This is a genomic window from Kribbella albertanoniae (assembly GCF_004348455.1).
Classification (GTDB): domain Bacteria; phylum Actinomycetota; class Actinomycetes; order Propionibacteriales; family Kribbellaceae; genus Kribbella; species Kribbella albertanoniae.
Genome location: NZ_SMKA01000199.1, coordinates 1 through 17,766, shown reverse-complemented (window position 1 = coordinate 17,766; position 17,766 = coordinate 1). Strand labels below are relative to the sequence as shown.

Here is a 17,766-nt window from a genome sequence, read left to right as displayed (position 1 = left end):
TGGCTGACCAGGTACGGCGGCGTAGGTACGGCGCCAGGTCGTCCACCGAGGCGGTGCGGAGCTGGGCGACCAAGAGCTCGGTCACCTCCGGAAGCACCTCGGCTAGTTGAGCCGGGTCACCTGGGTCGAAGCCGAGCGGGAGCGCCGTTCGGAGTGCTGGTTCCCGAGCGGCCAGAGCGGCGAGCTCTTGGACCAGCAGGTAGCGCGTCAGAGTGTGGAGCCCCACGGTGAGGTGGGCGCTGATGCCGCCCAGAGCCTTGGCCGAGTGGAGGAAGCCGCGGGGCACGTACAGCGCGTCGCCCGGCCGAAGGACTTCGTCGACTACTGGTGACTGGTCGCGCGCGACTGCGGCCACCGCAGCCGAGTGGTCGGTCCAAGGCTGGTTGCGCAGTGGGTCGACATGGACTGGTTCATGGACAGTCCAGTGCTTCTCCCCGGCCACCTGCAGTACGAAGACGTCATGTACGTCGTAGTGCGCGGAGAACCCCTGTGACTCGGGCGGGGTGATGTACGCGTTGATCTGCACCGGATGACCGGCATCCGTCGACAGCTGGGTAGCGAAGTCGACCAGCGCGGGCCAGGTGCGGTGCAGGGCCTGCAGTACGACGGTGTGGCCGCTGGCGAACAGCGCTGCAACCTTGTCGTCGCGGACCTGGTCGGAGATGTCCGCACCAACGCCACCGGAGCCGGTGAACTGCCCGTCCCCAACGACAGCCCCGTTCTTGGCGATGCGCAGGAACGGTGTCCGGAGACCGCGGCGGGACAGTAGCTCGTCTGCAGCGGTCAGGGTGAAGAGGTCGTCGTACGGCGCGGGCAGGTCGGGGGCGTGCGACAGCAGCGCGCGTGAACCCCAGTAGGTGCTGCCGAATTCGTCGAGGTCGCCTGCCACGCAGCGCCGAAGAGCCGGACGGTCAACCGTCACGGCAGGATCTGGTTGCGGTCCGGCTCCCGGCACTGTCGTCACCAGCTTCCGGAGTTGCCGCTCGCGCCTCCGTCGGCACCACCGTCGGTCGCATTCGAGTCGGCGCCACCGTCAGCCGTGCCCTCATCAGAGCCAGCGCCAGAGCCCGACTCCGAGCCACCGCCGTAGCCCTCGCCGCCGGCACCACCATCGGCGCCACCGTCAGTACCGCCTCCTACCGCACCGCCGTCAGCAGGGCCCTCACTCGAGTCCCCGCCACCGAAGCCGCCGGAATCACCCGAGCCACCAGAGCCACCGCCGTACCCGTCGCCGCCGCCACCGTCGGCACCACCATCAGCGCCGCCGTCGGCACCACCGTCCGTGCCGCCACCTACTGCGCCACCGTCGGCCGGACCCTCCGAGCTCTCACTGCCGTAGCCGGATGAGGTGTTGCCACCGGCCTGGGTGTCGTTGCCTTCGCTGGAACCGCCGGCAGAGCCTCCGTACTCGCCGCCGTCGGACGCGGTGTTCATGTCCTCGTCGCTCAGACCCATGATGCTGCTCCCTTCACTGATGGTTTGAGGACCATCCTGTGCGCAAAGGGCGGGCTGCCTAAACGTCGCGCCGGTTACAGGTCGACTGCAGTGTCTCGCCACACCTTCACGAAGCCATCAACAACGTCCTCCGGTCGTACTGCGATGCGCAGCCAGTCCGGTCCAAGACCGGGGAACGTGTCGCCGCGCCGTACCGCGTATCCCTTGGCACGCAAGGCTTCTCGCAGTACGGCGCCGCCCGGGACCTGCACGAGGACGAACGGCCCCCGCGGTACGCCGAACGTGCGCCCAGCAACCAAGTTGTCGAGCAGGTAGGACCGCTGGCGCTCGATCTCGCAGGCAGCCGCAGCTGCCTCGGCGACTGCGTGCTCGTTGCTGCAAGCAATCGCGGCGGCCAGCGCAGGCGTGGACACCGGCCAATGCGGCTGTACGGCGGCCAACTGCTCGATCAAACCGGCAGCCGCGAGCACGTAGCCGACCCGCAACCCAGCCAGCCCCCAGGTCTTCGTGAGACTGCGAACCACCACCAGACCAGGAATCGACGCACCGGCCAGCGACTCCGGCTCGCCCGGTACGGCGTCCATGAACGCCTCGTCGACCACGAGGATCCGGTCCGGCCGGGCCAGTTCACGCAGGTCGTCGGCGCGGTGCAGGACCGAGGTCGGGTTGGTGGGGTTACCGATGACCACGAGGTCCGCGTCGGCCGGGATCGCGGCCGGGTCGAGGACGAACCCGTCCTCAGGTCGCAGGATGACCCGGTCGACCATGTGCCCAGCGGACCGCAGCGCTGCCTCGGGTTCGGTGAACTGCGGGTGTACGACGACCGCATGTCGCGGCCGGAACGCGCGGGCGATCAGCACGAACGCCTCGGCCGCACCGGCGGTCAACAGCACACGCTCCGGGTCGACGCGGTGCCGCGCAGCGACCGCGAGCACGGCAGCCTCCTGACGGGGGTACGCCGCCAGGTCCGACAGGCTGGCGGTGATCGCGTCGATCAGCCAGGGCGGCGGCGTACCGGTCCGCACGTTGACGGCGAGGTCTACCAGGCCGTCACCGACCTCGAGATCACCGTGGTGCCACAAGTCAAAGCCATCCGCCACAAGGCGAAGGCTAACCCGAGACTAGGAACGGGGAGTGACAGTGAACCGGCGGTTGGACAGCGAAGGGTTGCGCTGGCGCACGTCAGCGATGCGATCGCCGGACAGCTCAGCCACCACATAGCCGTCGCTGTCACCCACAGCAGCGACTGCGACACCCTGCGGGTCGATGACCTGGCTGAGGCCGGAGTACTTCTTCCCGTTCTGTGCCGCGGCCGCCACGTAGCAGGTGTTCTCGATCGCGCGTGCCGTGAGCAGAGTGGTCCAGTGGTGCTCCTTGAGCGGCCCCCGCACCCACGCGGCCGGTACGACGAGGACGTCGGCACCCTTGTCGACCAGAGCGCGCGACAGTTCGGGGAACCGCAGGTCGTAGCAAGTCATCAGGCCCAGTGTCCGGCCGGCGACCTTCACCACGACCGGTGCGACGTCACCGGCGGTCAGCTGGTCGGACTCCTTGTAGCCGAACGCGTCGTACAGGTGGATCTTGCGGTACGCGCCGAGCAGGGCACCATCAGCGCCGACCGCCAGCAGCGTGTTGTACGGGCGGTCCTGATCGCAGCTGCGTTCGAACATGCCCGCCACGATCGCCACCCCGTGCTCCACCGCGCTCTTGCGCAGCGTCGCCACGAACTCGCCGTCCAGCGGCTCCGCAACGTCCGCCACGCCGTCGAGGTTGAAGTCGGCCATGATCGCCTCCGGCAGCACGACCAGGTCAGGCCGGTCCTGCGCCGCCTCGGCCACCACTCTGGTCACCAGGTCGCGATTAGCAGCCTTGTCGGAGCTACTGGCGGTCTGCACCACAGCAATCCTCATGTCCCCATGGTGCCGCAGAACGCGGCAGACTGCTGGGGTGGAGTTTGATGCGGTGGTTGTCGCGGGCGGTGGGTCCACTCGGCTGGGCGGGGTGGACAAGGCGCTGGTGGTACTGGAGGGGGTGACGTTCCTCGATCGCGTGCTGCGAGCGGTCGCCAACGCCGCCCGGACGGTCGTCGTCGGGCCGGTGCGAGAGACCTACCGGACAGTGGAGTGGACTCAGGAGGACCCGCCCGGCAGTGGTCCGGTAGCTGGGCTCGCGGCGGGACTGGCCGGCGGGACGGCGCCGGTTGTGGTCGTGCTGAGTTGTGACTTGCCGTGGGTGACGGCGGCTGACATCAGTCGGCTGGTCGACAGCCTCGGAAGCCACGACGGCAGCGGACTGCGGGACAGCGACGGACGCGACCAGTGGCTCGCAGCGGCGTACAAAAGGACCTCGCTCGAGCAGGCGCTGGAGCGGCTCGGCGATCCGCGGGACCAGTCGGTACGGCGGCTCACGGCCGAGCTGGATCTGGTCTGGCAGGAGCCAGCGCATGCGGGCGATGACGTGGATACCTGGGCCGACCTAGACGGCTGAAAACCGTTCGACAGCGCACCTAGGGTCCAGACCATGGACGTCAACGCGATGGTCGCCAAGGCTCGTCCCGGAAGCACAGTCACGAACATCACGCAGCGGACCGGCGGACAGCTCAGCAGTGTGTTCGAGGCAAGCACCGACGAGGGTCCGCTGATTGTGAAGGTCTACCAGCCGGAGTGGGCGTGGAAGCAGGCCAAGGAGGTCCACGTCTACGGACTGCTGGCCGCTCAGTTCACGACCGAGATCCCGCAGGTGCTGTACGTGGAGCAGGACGAGTTCACGGTTCTGACCAAGCTCGACGGGGTGCCGTTGTCCGAGCTCGAACCACCGGACTGGCGGGCGATCTACCGGCAACTCGGTGCGCTGATGCAGCGGATGCACCGGATCCCGCAACCGGCGTACGGGTATCTGGTCGATCAGATCCTCGATCCGTTGCAGGACAACGAGCAGTACGTCCGACGGCAGTTCGCCAAGAAGCTGGCGGAGTTCGAGCAGCTCGGGGGCGACGCCGTACTGCACCAGCGGATCACCGAGTACGTCCAAAGCCACACCGACCTCGCCAACGATCACGCCGTCCTGTGTCACAACGACTTCCATGAGGGCAACGTGCTGGTCGATCCACAGACCTGGCAGGTCAGCGGCTTCATCGACGTCGAGAACGCGATCGCGGCCGACCCGTTGATGGACGTCGCCAAGACCATCTCGTACTCGATCCGCGACCACACCGACAAACGACAAGGCCTTGAAGACGGGTACGGCGACCTGGACGCGCAAAGGATCGAGTTGTACCGCGTCTACCACTCGCTCGAGCTATGGGACTGGTTCAAGTCGATAGGCGAAGACGTTCACCTGGACGGGATCGCCGCCGACATCGCCGGTACGGTGTGAGACATGCGAGCTGTGGTGTGTGAGGGTGCAGGCGGACTCGAGGTACTGACCGTCGGAGAGATCCCCGATCCGACCCCGGCCGTTGACGAGGTCGTGATCGACGTCGTCGCGGCAGGTGTGAACCGGGCCGACCTTCTCCAGCGGCAGGGGTTCTACCCACCGCCCCCGGGTGCACCCGGCACGATCGGGCTCGAGGTCTCCGGCCGGATCGCCGCGGTCGGTTCCGAGGTCACCGACTGGGCGGTCGGCGACGAGTGCTGCGCGCTGCTGGCCGGAGGTGGGTACGCGGAGAAGGTCGTCGTACCGGCGCCGCAGGTGATGCCGGTCCCGGAGGGGATCGACCTGATCAGCGCGGCCGCGTTGCCCGAGGTCGTGGCGACCGTCTGGTCGAACATCTTCATGGGTGCGCACCTCAAGGAAGGCGAGACCTTCCTGGTGCACGGCGGTGCTTCGGGGATCGGCACGATGGCGATCCAGCTCGGCGTCGCGCACGGCGCGCGCGTGCTGACGACCGTGGGCAGCAAGGACAAGATGGAGTTCGCGAGCCGGCTCGGTGCCGATATCGCGATCAACTACAAGGAAGCCGAGTGGGCCTCCGTGGTCCAGGAGGCGACCGGTGGCGCCGGGGCCGACGTCATCCTCGACATCATCGGCGCGAAGTACCTGACCGACAACGTGAAGTCCCTCGCGTACGACGGCCGGCTGGTCGTGATCGGTATGCAGGGCGGGGCGAAGGGCGAGCTGGATCTCGGCCGCCTGCTCAGCCGCCGGGCTTCGGTGACCGCAACCGGCCTGCGGTTCCGCTCGGTTGCGGACAAGGGACGGATCGTCGCCGAGGTGGTCGGCCACGTCTGGCCGCTGGTCACCGCGAAGAAGGTCCGCCCGATCGTCCACACCACCTTCCCGCTGGCCGACGTCGCCGAGGCGCACCGCGCCCTCGAGGAATCCACTCAGATCGGGAAGGTCCTGCTCACTCTCTAACTGGGGAAGTTCGCGGCCAGCCACTCAGCGTCGGGCGCGACCAGCTGGATCACGTCGATCCAGCTGCCTTCGGGATCACGCACGAAGAAGTGCCGCTGACCCCACACCTCGGTGACGGGCTCGCCCTCCAACTGCACGCCACCCTCGACGAGCGCGGCCGCGGTCTTGTCGGCGTCCTCGACGATGAAGCCGAACACGTTCGTGCTGTCCCGGAGCGCATTCACGGCCGGCGGCACCGACTCGTGCCCGCGCTGGACGATCGCGAGCTCCCAATCGGCGTCACCGCGCCGGACGCAGACGAACCACCCGATATCGAGGGTGATCTGGAGATCGAAGTGCTGCTGATAGAAGGCGGCGACCTCCGCCGGCCGGTCCGTGACCACGGTGGCACCGAAAGCTGCGGGTTGCATAGGCTCTCCTGACTACTACAGATGTTGTTGTTGACCACGACAGTTGTAGTTGATGACTGCTACAGTTGTCAACATGCCCCGGAACCCCGAACGCCGTACCCAGCTCGCCGACGCCGGTCTTGCCGTCCTCGCCGAAGCCGGCGCCCGCGGCCTGACCCACCGTGCGGTCGACGCCGCGGCCGGACTCCCCGCCGGTACGGCGTCCAACTACTTCCGCACCCGGGATGCGTTGCTCGGTGCCCTCGGCGAGCGGATCTTCGAGCGACTCGCCCCGGATCCGGCCATCCTCGAACCGCTGGCCCAGCGCGAGCCGACCATCGACCTGATGGTCGACCTGGTCCGCTACATCGTCGAGCGACTCCTCGGTCGCCCGGAGCTCTCCTTGGCCCTACTGGAGCTCCGACTGGAGGCGGCTCGCCGCCCCGAGCTGCACGGGATCCTCTCCCGCACGCTGCGCCAAGGCTTCGACGCCGATGTCTCCTTCAACATGAACGCCGGCCTCCCGGGCGGCGCCGAGGAGGTTCGCCTGCTGCACTTCGCCATCGACGGCCTCATCCTCGACCAACTCACGGTCGGCCTCGGCCATCCGTACGACGTTGACGCCACCACCGACCGCCTGGTCCGGCGCCTGGTGGGTTGACCGCTCCATACTGGGTATGCATACTCAGTATCTATGTCGATCAAGCACGGACTACTGGCGTTGCTCCGCGAGGAGCCGAAGTACGGGTACCAGCTGCGCGGAGAGTTCGAGGCAGCCACCGGCGCGACATGGCCGCTCAACATCGGGCAGGTCTACACGACTCTGACCCGGCTGGAGCGTGACGGCCTGGTCCGGGCTGCGTCGACCGAGGCCGACGGCAGATCGACGTACGAGATCACTGAGGCGGGCCGGACCGAGCTGGACAGCTGGTTCCAGACGCCGGTGACGCGCGAATCGCGGCCGCGAGACGAGCTCGCGATCAAACTCGCGCTGGCACTGGCGGTCCCGGGCGTCGACGTCAGCGCCGTCGTCCAGCGGCAGCGCTCGGCGACGATGCAGTCCCTGCAGGAGCTGACCCGGCTGAAACGCGGCGACCGCGACGGCGAGATCTCTTGGCGGCTGGTGCTGGAGTCGATGATCTTCGCCGCCGAGGCCGAGATCCGCTGGCTCGACCACTGCGAATCCATCCTGTTAAGGCATCGCGGCCGGCCGGCGAAACAACCGCAGGTCCACGAGGCCGACGACACCACCGAGGTGACCAGATGAGCGCGATCCTCGACATCCGCGGCCTGACCAGGACGCATGGCAAGGGCGAGCAGGCCGTACACGCGCTGCGTGGCGTCGACCTGAGCGTCGCACCCGGCGAACTCGTGGCCGTGATGGGCCCGTCCGGTTCGGGCAAGTCCACCCTGCTGACCTGTGCCGGCGGTCTCGACCAGCCGACCAGAGGCGAAGTACTTGTCGACGGCAACGATCTCGTCACCCTCAGCCGGGCCGGTGTGGCCGCGCTGCGGCGCCGCCGGATCGGCTATGTCTTCCAGGACTTCAACCTGATCCCGGCACTCACCGCAGTCGAGAACGTCGCGCTCCCGCTCGAGCTCGACGGCACCCGGAGCAGGACCGCCCGCAAGTACGCCGAAGCAGCCCTGCAGGAGGTAGGTATCGGTGAACTCGCCGACCGTTTCCCCGACGACATGTCCGGCGGCCAGCGCCAGCGGGTGGCGATCGCCCGCGCCATCGTCGGCGACCGACGACTACTGCTCGCCGACGAACCCACCGGAGCCCTCGACTCCGAGACCGGTGAAGCCGTCCTCCAGCTCCTCCGGGACCGCTGCGACCAGCACGGTATCGCCGGCGTCCTCGTCACCCACGAAGCCCGGCACGCCGCCTGGGCCGACCGGGTGGTCTACCTGCGCGATGGTGTCCTGGTAGGCCAGGCCGGCCCGCTGGCCGACCCCGACCAGCTCCTGCAGGGAAGCCACTGATGGGCACCTGGGGCCCACCCCTGCGGATCGCCCGAAGAACCACCCGCAGACACCTCGGCCGAACCCTCCTGGTCGCCGCCCTGATCGGCCTACCGGTCTTCGCCGCCACCTTGCTGGGCGTCAGCGGCCGCACCGGCAACCCGACCGGCGAGGCACTGGCCCAGGTCTCCATCGGCCAGGCGGACGCCCGGCTCACCGTGACGCCGTACGGCAAGCTGCAGACGGTGGACGAGGGACCGAGCCTCTTCGGCATGCCGGGACCGGCCGAGAACCACGAGAAGCCGGTGCGAGACCCCGCGGCCTTCGACCCCCGGCCGTTGCTCCCGGCCGGTAGCACTGCAGTCCGTGCACCGAGTGAGATGGGCAGTGCCGACATCAAGGGACCGTCCACGACCAACGGGGCGTCCGTGATCGTCGGCGAGGCGCAGCATCCGCTGGCCGCCGGACTCAGCCGCTTGGACGAAGGCCGGTTCCCGGTCGCGCCGGCCGAGGTGGCGATCACGCCGTCGTTCGCCAAGCACCTCGGCGTCACGGTCGGCGGCACGATGCAGGACACGAAGGGCCGCTCGTACCAGATCGTCGGCCTCGCGCGGCCGATCTCGCAGCCGGCCAACTGGTGGATCTTCGCTCCGCCCGGTACGCCGTTGATCTCGCTGGCCGACAACCCGGAGATCCCCTGGCTGGTCGACCTGCCGGCCGGGACCGACCCGTTCACACTCTTCCCGGTCCTGTCCGACCAAGGGTTGCATTTGTTGCCACGAGCAAACATCGTGGACCCGCCCGGGAACTACAGCACCAGCGTCGCGCCGTACGCCGCGATGGCGCTTGCGATCGGCTTCGGCATCCTCGAGATCGTCCTGCTCGCCGGTACGGCGTTCGCGGTCGGAGCCCGGCGGCAGACCCGCGAACTCGGGCTGGTGCTGTCCACCGGCGGCACCCCGCGCGATGTCCGGCGGATCGTCCTGCTGCAAGGGCTGTTCGCCGGTGCGGTCGGGGTGACGAGCGGATTGGTGCTGGCGGCAACTACCCTCGTGATCGGCCGGCAACTGCTGGAGGAACTCAGCGGTTCGCTGTTCGTCGGCTGGCAGATCCCGTGGGGCGGGATCATCCTGATCTCGGCCCTCGGGCTGGCCGCCGGGCTCGCGGCCGCCACCCTACCGGCGATCAGCGCGAGCCGGCAGACTCCGCTGGCCGCGCTGTCCGGACGCTTCGCCGCGACAACCGCGCGGACCGCCATCCGCAAACCTGCCGTTCTGATGGTCATCACCGGTGTCTTTCTGGTGCTGATCGGATCCGGCCTGCTCGCGGCGGAGCTCGCCGCGGCCCGCAATGCCCAGAGCCTTGGCGGATCGCCCCGGGCGAGCGCAACCCCCACCGGTCCGATCGCACTGGTCCTGCTGGGGATCACGGCCGTTGTCAGCGGCCTGGTCTGGATGCTGCCGAATCTCGTGGGCAAGCTGGCCGGCCTGGCTCGGCATCTACCGCTCAGCGGCCGGTTGGCGCTGCGGGACGCCGCCCGGCACCGGCATCGCACCGGCCCGGCCACCGCGGCGATCATGATGGCGGTCGCAGCGACGGCGGCCATCGCCTTCGCCGGGGCAAACTCGACGGCGGCGGACGCGGCGACGTACATGCCAGAAGGCCAGCTGGGCAACGCGATGGTGCGCTTCGGCAGCGACTCCGGATCGGTGCCGTACACGGCCGCGACCGAAGAACGCATCGCCGGACAACTGCCGACCGAGCGCGTCTACCGCTTCGGGATGATCGAGGCGCCCGGGAGGCCGGTCGGCGGCCACGAGTCATGGCTGAGTGCCTCTGGCGGCCCGACTGGGACGCAGGCCGACTACATGGGCGGACTGATCGTCGTGGACCCGGCCTACCTGGATGCCGCCGGCACCGACGGACGCAAGGTCGCCGATCGCCTCCGGGCCGGGGACGCCGTGGTGCCCCATGCCCAGTTCACCACGACCGGCACGGTTCAGATCGACGGCTTCAGCAGGGCGGAAGGCCCCAAGACGCTCGCGAAGCACAAAGCGACGTACGCCGGTCCCTACCCGAGGCTCACGATGTTCCAGGACCAGGTGCTGATCGGTCCCGAGGCAGCCGCGAAGATCGGCAAGGTCGGCACGTTCGCCGTCGAGTACGACCTGAAGCGGCTGCCGACCGACGACGAGATCACCGCGGTGGACCGCTTGCTCGGTCACGACGGCCTACTGGTCGTCGAGAAGGGCTACCAGGATCCGACGCGGAAGCTCCTGATCGGAGTGATCGTGGCCGCGGCCGTCGTCACCTTGCTCGGTGTCGCGATCTCCGTGTCGCTGTCGGCAGCCGAGGGCCGAGCGGACCTGGCCACGCTGGCTGCGATCGGCGCCCCGCCACATCGTCGGCGCAGCCTGGCCGCCGCACAAGCCTGGGTACTCGGGCAGTTGGGATGCGTGCTGGGTGTGGGAGTCGGCGCGCTCTACGGCTACACGGCCCACGCCGCCTTCGGCTCACCAACCTTCGCGGTCCCGTGGCTGTCGTTGGCCACCATCGTGATCGTGGTCCCGCTCTTCGCCGGCCTGATCGCGTGGGCCCTGACGCGGTCGCGGCTGCCGATGGTTGCTCGCATTGATTAGCTAGCTGGCGATGTGGGCCACCTCGGGGTAGGCGACCGGGTACGGCGGTGTGCTTGTGACGCGCCAGTCGCCACAGGCGCACCGCTGGTAGACGACTAGTCCTTCGCTGATCTGGTGGGAGGACACCGCGCTCCAGCGGTGCCGGTGGGTCTCGGTGGGGGCTGTCATGTCCCTATCGTGCTGTAATGGCATTATGCATCTCAACCCTTACGGTGCCGACGCGGTGCTGCTGGCCGTCAACTTGGTCACGCGACCGGCCTCGACCCCCGACGAACTCGCGGAGCGTTGCGAGGAGAGCGGGGTCGAGAGCCGGCTCGTGCGGGACCGGAAGGTGACCCGCGCGGATCTGGCCGCGGTCCGGGTTGCTCTGGACGAGTGGTTGGAGGTCGTGGACGCCGAGGACGAGCAGACCCGCGTCAATCTGATGAACGCCATGCTCGCGAAGTACACCGAGCATCCGCGGCTGACCAACCACGCCGGCGACGGCTGGCACATGCACTACCGCCCGGACCACGTGCCGGTCGGCAGACTGGTCGCGACACTGATCAGCACCGGTACGGCGTTGCACCTGGCCGGCCGTGGCATCAGCCGCCTCGGACGCTGTGCCACCGAGGGCTGCGGCAACGTGTACGCCGATCTGTCGCGGACCGGCCGGCAGCGCTACTGCAGTCCCGCCTGCGCCAACCGGGACGCCGTCCGGCGGCATCGGGCCCGCACCCCCTAGCCGTCACGCGCGGGGGTCCTAGGATGGGCAGATGAGCGAGAGCAGCAGCGGCGAGGGCCAGGAGATGCCGATGGCCGGGGCACGGACCGAGGACGGCAAGGTGCTGATCGTCGGCCCGGACGGGATGGCTGTCGAAGGACCGCCGCGCTCGAACGACGACGACGATCACGATGAGCCACGATCGGTGACCGAACTGGTCGAGCAGCCCGCCAAGGTGATGCGGGTCGCGAACATGATTCGCCAGCTGCTCGAAGAGGTGAAGTCGGCACCGCTCGACGAGGCCTCACGGCAGCGGCTGCGGTCGATCCACGAAGCCTCGATCAAGGAGCTGGAGAGCGGTCTGGCTCCGGAGCTCGTCGAGGAGCTGGAGCGACTCAGCCTCGACTTCACCGAGGACAGCACGCCGACCGAGGCCGAGCTGCGGATCGCCCAGGCCCAGCTGGTCGGCTGGCTGGAGGGTTTGTTCCACGGCATCCAGACCGCCCTGTTCGCCCAGCAGATGGCCGCACGCCAGCAACTGGAAGGCTTGCGCCGCGCCCTTCCCGGCGGCCAGCCGCCCACCGGCGAGGACGGCCCCGGCTTCCCCGGCGCCCCACAGGCCACTGACGGGCCTGGTAGCGGCGGGATGTATCTCTAACCCCTAAAGGTCGAACAGCTCCTCGAGGACGGCGGCAACGCCGTCCTCGTCGTTCGAGGGGCAGACCCGATCCACCACAGCCAGTACGTCGGCATGCGCATTCTCGACCGCGTACGACGTACCGGCCCAAGCCAGCATGGGCAGATCGTTGAGCGAGTCGCCGAAGGCGATCGTGTCAGCAGCCGGAATGTCCAGCTCTGCAGCGAAATCCGCGAGCATGGCAGCCTTCGAGACACCGGTCGCGCCGATCTCGACCAGGCTCGTGCCGCCACTGTGGCTGGCGGTGACGCGCTCGCCCACCACGGCGCTGATCCGCGCCAGCAGGTCGTCGGAGTGCCAGCTGGGATGCCGGACCAGGAGTTTGGCGGCCGGCTCGGCCAGCAGGACCTCGAGCTCGGCGATCAACGTGTCCTCGGGTTTCGGCCACCGGTTGACGTACTGCGGTTCCTGTCCGTAACGGTTCGATCGCTCAATCGCGAACTCCACCTCGGGAATCTCCGATCGGATCGCCGTTGCCACTTCGTGCAACACCGCCGGATCGATCAGCCGGGTCCGGATCGCGGTCTGCCGGCCGACGTCGTACAGAATGGCGCCGTTGGCAACTATTGCGATTCCGTGATCGCCGACCAGGTCGGCCAGGTCGTGCAGCCACCGAGGTGGACGGGCGGTGACCATCACGAAAACACTTCCGGCGCGTTGCACCGCGGCGACCGCGGCCCGGGTTCGATCGGAGATCGATCGATCACTGCGGACCAGGGTGCCGTCCAGATCGGTGGCGACCAGACGCGGCGGGCGGTGTGCTTCGGATGCCTTCACACGCTCACCGTATCGGCCTGCCGCACTACCGCCCGACCGGCGTTCGGCGCAAGCTCTGGGACATCGGTTTCAGATGATTCTGATCAATCTTATTGAGCTTTTGACAACGTCACCAGACCGTTACGGCAACAAGCTGCAAAGGCAGCAAGTTCCCCTGCGCAGCAGGGAGAGCGCGTGATTTCATGCGGAGGTCTGGCAGGGAACCCGGGGCGATTCGACCGCGTCGTATGCCTGTTCTGGATCAGCACGACTGAGACAGCCCGCCAGCGAACCAGCAGACGAAACGTCCGCGAAATTGATGCGGATTTGGCTGCAACCAAATCCTCAGCAGCGACGTCAACAGTTATGGATCGGTATGTCCCGAGCCAGGGACGACGACGTGGTGGGTCGGCAACAGTTCGCCGTTCCATCAGCTAGTGGATCCGTGTGATCGAGCCAGTTCACCGTTCGTTCACAGAGGTCCGGATACTTGGGGAGCCTTGAATGACCGTCAGCAGCGCCAATCTCATGGGGCACGATCGAGCTGTCGACACATCTTCCAGCACAGATGGGGCCATGACCGGATGTATCGCCCGGTCGGATATTTTCCAGCACCGCCTGATGGAAGAGCCGCCGCCCGCTTCGGCCACCCGCCGGACCCGGGAGCGGTACGAACAGCTGGTCCGGGAGGCAAAAGCCTTGTGTGCCTCGTGTCCGCTGTTCACCGACTGCCTCTACAGTGCCGTCGCCGAGCACGATGTGAGTGGCTTCGTCGCCGGAACCACCGCCGCACAACGCCGTTCGATGCGCAATCTGCTCGACGTCGAAGTGCAGGCCGACGACTTCGACCAACTGGCCGGCGCGCGCGGGACGCGGCGCCCGGTGAGCCACGAAGAGGTGCTGCGCCTGCGGGGTCAGTACCCCAACGACAGCCTGGAATCCCTTGCCATGCGGCTCGGATGCTCCTTGTCGACTGTCAAGAGGCACTTGCGCCGGGCCCGGCGTGGCCAGAGCCCGGCCACCAAGACGCCACGTACGAAGCCCGCGGTGAACGCGGTCCTGGACGCCTTCGAGACCGTCGTGGACGTCCAGCCGTGCCAGCCCCGCCGGGGCGGTAGCCGCGTCGCCTGATCCGACGCTCGGCCCGCCAGCGGACCGTCGGTCACTCAACGCATCGGCCCGGAATCCCTGTGTAGACAGGGGTTCCGGGCCTTTTCGTTGCTACTGGCAAGCTATCGCGTTGTCAATCTATTTAATCCTGGTCGAAAGGTTGGCGCCGACCACCGGCCGGGCGCGACACTGCAGAGGTCTCAGAAGTACCGATTCAGAACGGCGGCAACCCCGTCGTCGGTGACCGACTTGGTCACCTCGTCGGCAACCGACTTCACCTCGTCGGGTGCCGAGCCCATCGCGACCCCGTGGCCGGCGAACGTCAGCATCTCGATGTCGTTGCGGCCGTCCCCGATCGCGAGCAGACCCGACGCATCCAGGTCGTACTGCGCCAGCGCCACCTTCAACCCGGTCGACTTGTCCACACCCTCGGGCGCGATGTCGAGCCAGGCCGTCCAGCCGACGAAGTAGCCGACCCCGTGCAGACCGAGTCGCTCGGCCAGCCGGACGAAGTCCGCCTCGGACTGCTCCGGGTCCCGAATGATCAACCTGGTCACGGGTTCCGGGGCCAGCTCGTCGTCGGACACCACCCGGATCTTGGCGTTCTTGCCGAGGTCGCCCTCCGGGAACGGCGCGGTCACCAGGTAGGTCCCGTCGTACTCCTCGACCGCCATCCGGGCGTTCGGCGCGTGCTCACGGACGGAGGCGATCACCGTGCGCGGATCGAACGTGCGCTCGTCCAGCACCTCGCCGTCCGGGTAACGCATCGTCCGTGCACCGTTGCTGACGACAACTATTCCGCCGGTGGGCAGACCGAAGCGCTCGGCCACCGGCATGGTCGTGGACCAGGCCCGGCCGGTCGCGAGGAAGACCGGCACCTGCGCGGCAGTCCGCCGTACAGCGTCGACGACCGCAGGCGACAACCCCTCGTCATGGTCGATCAGGGTGCCATCGATGTCGAGGGCAACGGCTGTCGGTCGGAAGGGCGTTACCTGCGGTCGTTCGCTCATTTGCTGACCGGCTCGAGGACCTCACGGCCACCGACGTACGGCTGCAGTGCCGTCGGCACCCGGACCGATCCGTCCGCCAGCTGGTGCGTCTCCAGGATCGCCACGATCCAGCGTGTGGTGGCCAGCGTCCCGTTCAGCGTCGCCACCGGCTGGGTCTTGCCGTCGGCGTCGCGGTGCCGGATGTTCAGCCGGCGGGCCTGGAAGTCGGTGCAGTTCGACGTCGAGGTGAGCTCGCGGTACGCGCCCTGGGTCGGCACCCAGGCCTCGCAGTCGAACTTCCGGTACGCCGATTGCCCGAGATCACCGGTCGCCGTGTCGATCACCCGGTAGCTCAGCTCCATCTTGTCGAGCATCTGCTTCTCCCAGTCCAGCAGCCGCAGGTGCTCCGCGGCAGCGTCCTCGAGGCTGCAGTAGGAGAACATCTCGACCTTGTCGAACTGGTGGACACGAATGATCCCGCGGGTGTCCTTACCGTGCGAGCCGGCTTCCTTGCGGTAGCACGACGACCAGCCGGCGTACCGGATCGGGCCGTTGCTCAGATCCAGGATCTCGTCCATGTGGTACCCGGCCAGGGCGACCTCCGACGTACCGGTCAGGTACAGCTCGGGCTCGTCCAGCCGGTAGACGTCGTCGTGCGCCGACAGGTAGCCGGTGCCACCCATCACCTCGGGCTTGACCAGCGTCGGCGTGATCATCGGGGTGAACCCGTTCTCGACCGCTTGCTGGATGGCCAGCTGCAGCATGCCGAGCTGCAGGAGCATGCCGACGCCCTTGAGGAAGTAGAACCGGGCCCCCGAGACCTTGGCGCCACGCTCCATGTCGATCGCGCCGAGCAGCTCGCCCAGCTCGAGGTGGTCCCGCGGCTCGAAGCCCTCGGCGCTGAAGTCGCGCGGCTTGCCGATCTCCTCGACCACGCGGAAGTCCGCCTCGCCGCCGACCGGGGCCTCGTCCGAGACCAGGTTCGGCAACCCTTCGGCCAGCTCGCTGAAGCGGCGCTCGGCGTCGTTCGCGGCGGCGTCGGTGGCCTTCACCTCGGCAGCCAGGGTCTTGGTCCGCTCCAGCAGCGCGGCGCGCTCGTCACCCTTGGCCTGGGCGACCTGCTTGCCGAGCGTCTTCTGCTCGGCCCGGAGCGCCTCGAAGGCGGAGATGGACGATCGGCGCTCACTGTCGGCGACCAGGATCTGGTCGACCAGGTCGGTACTCTCGCCGCGCTTGGTCAGGGCGGCTCGTACGACGTCAGGGTTCTCACGGAGCAGTTTCGCGTCAATCACACCCTGAGGGTATCGGGGCGTGTCTGAAGCGGCGAAGTCAATTCGGGATGATGGGGTGGGGCTACGTGATCACAGAGGGGGATTTGAGCGGGCGATGAACCACCATCCACCCAGTCCGGTCGGCCGTGCGCTCACCGTTGTCCTGGGTGCGGTGCCGTTCACTGTGATCACCCTCCTGGTCTTCGGAGGCTGGCCGCCGCTGCAGCAGTGGGACGCCTCCATGGCGGCCCGGGCTGCGTCGTACGGCGCCACCCACCCGAACGTGGTCGACTTCTGGCAGGTGGTCGGGGCGGTCGTCCTGCCGTGGACGTCGCGAGCGGTGATCGTGATCGTGGCCGTCTACCTCTGGCACCGGCGGGCCCGGCTGCTGACCGTCTGGCTGCTCGTCTCGGCCGGAGCGGAGCTCGGGCTGGTCCAGGCGGCCCAGTACATCTTCACCCGGTCCCAGCCCGCTCAGCACCTGGTCGAGACCGACGGCTGGTCGTACGTGTCCGGTCACGCCACCGCGGCGTTCGTGATGGCCGGGGCACTCGGTGTCGTGCTGCCGTCCGTGCGCGGCTGGCGGCGGCGGTTCCGGCTGCTGGTGCTGCTGCCGGTGATCGTGGTGGTGTGGATCGCGTCGGTCGACCGGCTCGCGCTGAACGTGCACTACGTGTCCGATGTGCTGGGTGGCTGGGCACTCGGGCTGGCCATCCTGACCGCCACGTCGATCGGCTTCGGCCTGCGCCCCGGATTGCGCCGGAGGCGCCGTCGTACCCCGGTCTCTGCTTTGGAGACCGCGCGCCCGCCCCGAGCTGCCGTGATCGTGAACCCGATCAAGGTCGGGGACGGCGTGGCCTTCCGGCGGAAGGTGACCCGGTCGCTGGAGCTGCGTGGCTTCGACGATCCGCTGTGGCTGGAGACCCGGGCGGACGACTCCGGGAACGCGATGGCCAAGCGCGCGATCGAGTACGAGTCGGACCTGGTGCTGGTGGCCGGTGGCGACGGCACGGTCCGGGTCGTCTGCGCTGCGCTGGCGCATACGGGGATCCCGGTTGGAGTGATCCCGGCCGGCACGGGCAACCTGCTGGCCCGGAATCTGCACATCCCGCTGGATCTCGACGACGCGCTCGAGCGGATCCTGGAAGGGCGGGACCGGCGGATCGACATGGTCTCCGTGTACGGCGATCAGCTGGACACGGACCGGTTCGCCGTGATGGCCGGGCTCGGGCTGGACGCGGCGATCATCTCCGGCGCGCCGCCCGTACTCAAGGCGCAGATCGGGTGGCCGGCGTACCTGGTGTCGACGGCGCGGAACATCAACCACCCGTCGGTCCGGGTCCGGATCACCTTCGACGACGAACTGACGATCGAACGCCGGGTCCGGACGGTCGTGGTCGGCAACGTCGGCATGCTGCAGGCGAACATCCCCCTGC

19 protein-coding genes and 1 pseudogene are annotated in these 17,766 nt (G+C 68.3%); 11 read left to right on the top strand and 9 right to left on the bottom strand.

From position 1 onward, the window contains the following. From E1261_RS31855 to E1261_RS31840, 4 genes are all read right to left on the bottom strand, one after another. On the bottom strand, positions 1-922 hold a 922-nt coding region (locus tag E1261_RS31855), incomplete at its 3' end, for a cupin domain-containing protein (RefSeq protein ID WP_238176556.1). Positions 923-960: 38 nt separating this feature from the next. After that, positions 961-1,455, bottom strand: a complete 495-nt coding sequence (locus E1261_RS31850; protein ID WP_132413128.1) for a BatC protein — start codon at positions 1,453-1,455, stop codon at positions 961-963. Between the two features lie 74 nt (positions 1,456-1,529). Next, positions 1,530-2,555 carry an Rv2231c family histidinol phosphate aminotransferase CobC gene (cobC, locus tag E1261_RS31845; RefSeq protein ID WP_132413126.1) on the bottom strand — a complete coding sequence of 342 codons (1,026 nt, stop codon included), beginning with the start codon at positions 2,553-2,555 and terminating at the stop codon, positions 1,530-1,532. A 21-nt stretch (positions 2,556-2,576) separates the two neighbouring features. Then, positions 2,577-3,365, bottom strand: coding sequence for a carbon-nitrogen hydrolase family protein (locus tag E1261_RS31840; RefSeq protein ID WP_132413124.1), 789 nt, complete (start codon positions 3,363-3,365; stop codon positions 2,577-2,579). A gap of 37 nt (positions 3,366-3,402) precedes the next feature. On the opposite strand from E1261_RS31840, the gene mobA reads away from it, so the two are divergent. The 3 genes from mobA to E1261_RS31825 are packed head-to-tail and all read left to right on the top strand — an operon-like array spanning position 3,403 to position 5,811. Beyond that, the gene (gene mobA, locus E1261_RS31835; RefSeq protein WP_238176555.1) at positions 3,403-3,942 is read left to right on the top strand and encodes a molybdenum cofactor guanylyltransferase; all 540 of its coding nucleotides are present in this window, start codon (positions 3,403-3,405) and stop codon (positions 3,940-3,942) included. 33 nt (positions 3,943-3,975) lie between these two features. Further along, positions 3,976-4,830, top strand: a complete 855-nt coding sequence (locus E1261_RS31830) for a phosphotransferase family protein (RefSeq protein ID WP_132413121.1) — start codon at positions 3,976-3,978, stop codon at positions 4,828-4,830. 3 nt (positions 4,831-4,833) lie between these two features. Beyond that, positions 4,834-5,811 (top strand): NAD(P)H-quinone oxidoreductase, encoded by a 978-nt coding sequence (locus E1261_RS31825; protein ID WP_132413119.1) that lies wholly within the window; start codon positions 4,834-4,836, stop codon positions 5,809-5,811. Here E1261_RS31825 and E1261_RS31820 read toward each other — a convergent pair. After that, on the bottom strand, positions 5,808-6,221 hold the full coding sequence (locus tag E1261_RS31820; protein ID WP_132413117.1) for a VOC family protein: 414 nt from the start codon (positions 6,219-6,221) through the stop codon (positions 5,808-5,810). The two genes, E1261_RS31825 and E1261_RS31820, sit on opposite strands and share 4 nt — an antisense overlap. A 73-nt stretch (positions 6,222-6,294) precedes the next feature. On the opposite strand from E1261_RS31820, the gene E1261_RS31815 reads away from it, so the two are divergent. From E1261_RS31815 to E1261_RS31800, 4 genes and pseudogenes are all read left to right on the top strand, one after another. Next, the gene (locus E1261_RS31815) at positions 6,295-6,861 is read left to right on the top strand and encodes a TetR/AcrR family transcriptional regulator (RefSeq protein ID WP_132413115.1); all 567 of its coding nucleotides are present in this window, start codon (positions 6,295-6,297) and stop codon (positions 6,859-6,861) included. 33 nt (positions 6,862-6,894) lie between these two features. Next, on the top strand, positions 6,895-7,467 hold the full coding sequence (locus E1261_RS31810) for a PadR family transcriptional regulator (RefSeq protein ID WP_132413113.1): 573 nt from the start codon (positions 6,895-6,897) through the stop codon (positions 7,465-7,467). Further along, a pseudogene (locus E1261_RS31805) lies at positions 7,464-8,197 on the top strand (ABC transporter ATP-binding protein); the annotation flags it as partial. The gene E1261_RS31810 and the pseudogene E1261_RS31805, both read left to right, overlap by 4 nt. Then, the gene (locus tag E1261_RS31800; RefSeq protein WP_132413109.1) at positions 8,186-10,804 is read left to right on the top strand and encodes an FtsX-like permease family protein; all 2,619 of its coding nucleotides are present in this window, start codon (positions 8,186-8,188) and stop codon (positions 10,802-10,804) included. The pseudogene E1261_RS31805 and the gene E1261_RS31800, both read left to right, overlap by 12 nt. Here E1261_RS31800 and E1261_RS45535 read toward each other — a convergent pair whose 3' ends face one another. Continuing rightward, a complete protein-coding gene (locus tag E1261_RS45535) occupies positions 10,805-10,972 on the bottom strand; it encodes a hypothetical protein (RefSeq protein WP_165952724.1) in 168 nt (55 codons plus the stop codon). Positions 10,973-10,997: 25 nt separating this feature from the next. On the opposite strand from E1261_RS45535, the gene E1261_RS31795 reads away from it, so the two are divergent. After that, the gene (locus tag E1261_RS31795) at positions 10,998-11,528 is read left to right on the top strand and encodes a CGNR zinc finger domain-containing protein (protein ID WP_132413107.1); all 531 of its coding nucleotides are present in this window, start codon (positions 10,998-11,000) and stop codon (positions 11,526-11,528) included. A 31-nt stretch (positions 11,529-11,559) separates the two neighbouring features. Beyond that, on the top strand, positions 11,560-12,165 hold the full coding sequence (locus E1261_RS31790; RefSeq protein WP_132413105.1) for a bacterial proteasome activator family protein: 606 nt from the start codon (positions 11,560-11,562) through the stop codon (positions 12,163-12,165). Between the two features lie 3 nt (positions 12,166-12,168). Here E1261_RS31790 and E1261_RS31785 read toward each other — a convergent pair whose 3' ends face one another. Beyond that, positions 12,169-12,981, bottom strand: coding sequence for an HAD family hydrolase (locus E1261_RS31785; protein WP_132413103.1), 813 nt, complete (start codon positions 12,979-12,981; stop codon positions 12,169-12,171). A gap of 555 nt (positions 12,982-13,536) precedes the next feature. Between E1261_RS31785 and E1261_RS31780 the strand changes: the two genes are divergently transcribed. Further along, positions 13,537-14,091, top strand: a complete 555-nt coding sequence (locus E1261_RS31780; protein ID WP_238176554.1) for a WhiB family transcriptional regulator — start codon at positions 13,537-13,539, stop codon at positions 14,089-14,091. A 179-nt stretch (positions 14,092-14,270) separates the two neighbouring features. Here the strand turns inward: E1261_RS31780 and E1261_RS31775 are convergent, their stop codons facing one another. Further along, positions 14,271-15,080, bottom strand: a complete 810-nt coding sequence (locus E1261_RS31775) for an HAD family hydrolase (RefSeq protein WP_132413101.1) — start codon at positions 15,078-15,080, stop codon at positions 14,271-14,273. After that, complete coding sequence (serS, locus tag E1261_RS31770; RefSeq protein WP_132413099.1) at positions 15,077-16,351, bottom strand: serine--tRNA ligase; 1,275 nt, start codon at positions 16,349-16,351, stop codon at positions 15,077-15,079. Before serS ends, E1261_RS31775 begins: the two co-directional genes overlap by 4 nt. A gap of 94 nt (positions 16,352-16,445) precedes the next feature. Between serS and E1261_RS31765 the strand changes: the two genes are divergently transcribed. Then, positions 16,446-17,766: bifunctional phosphatase PAP2/diacylglycerol kinase family protein (locus tag E1261_RS31765; protein WP_132413097.1), on the top strand; the 1,321-nt coding region annotated here is incomplete at its 3' end.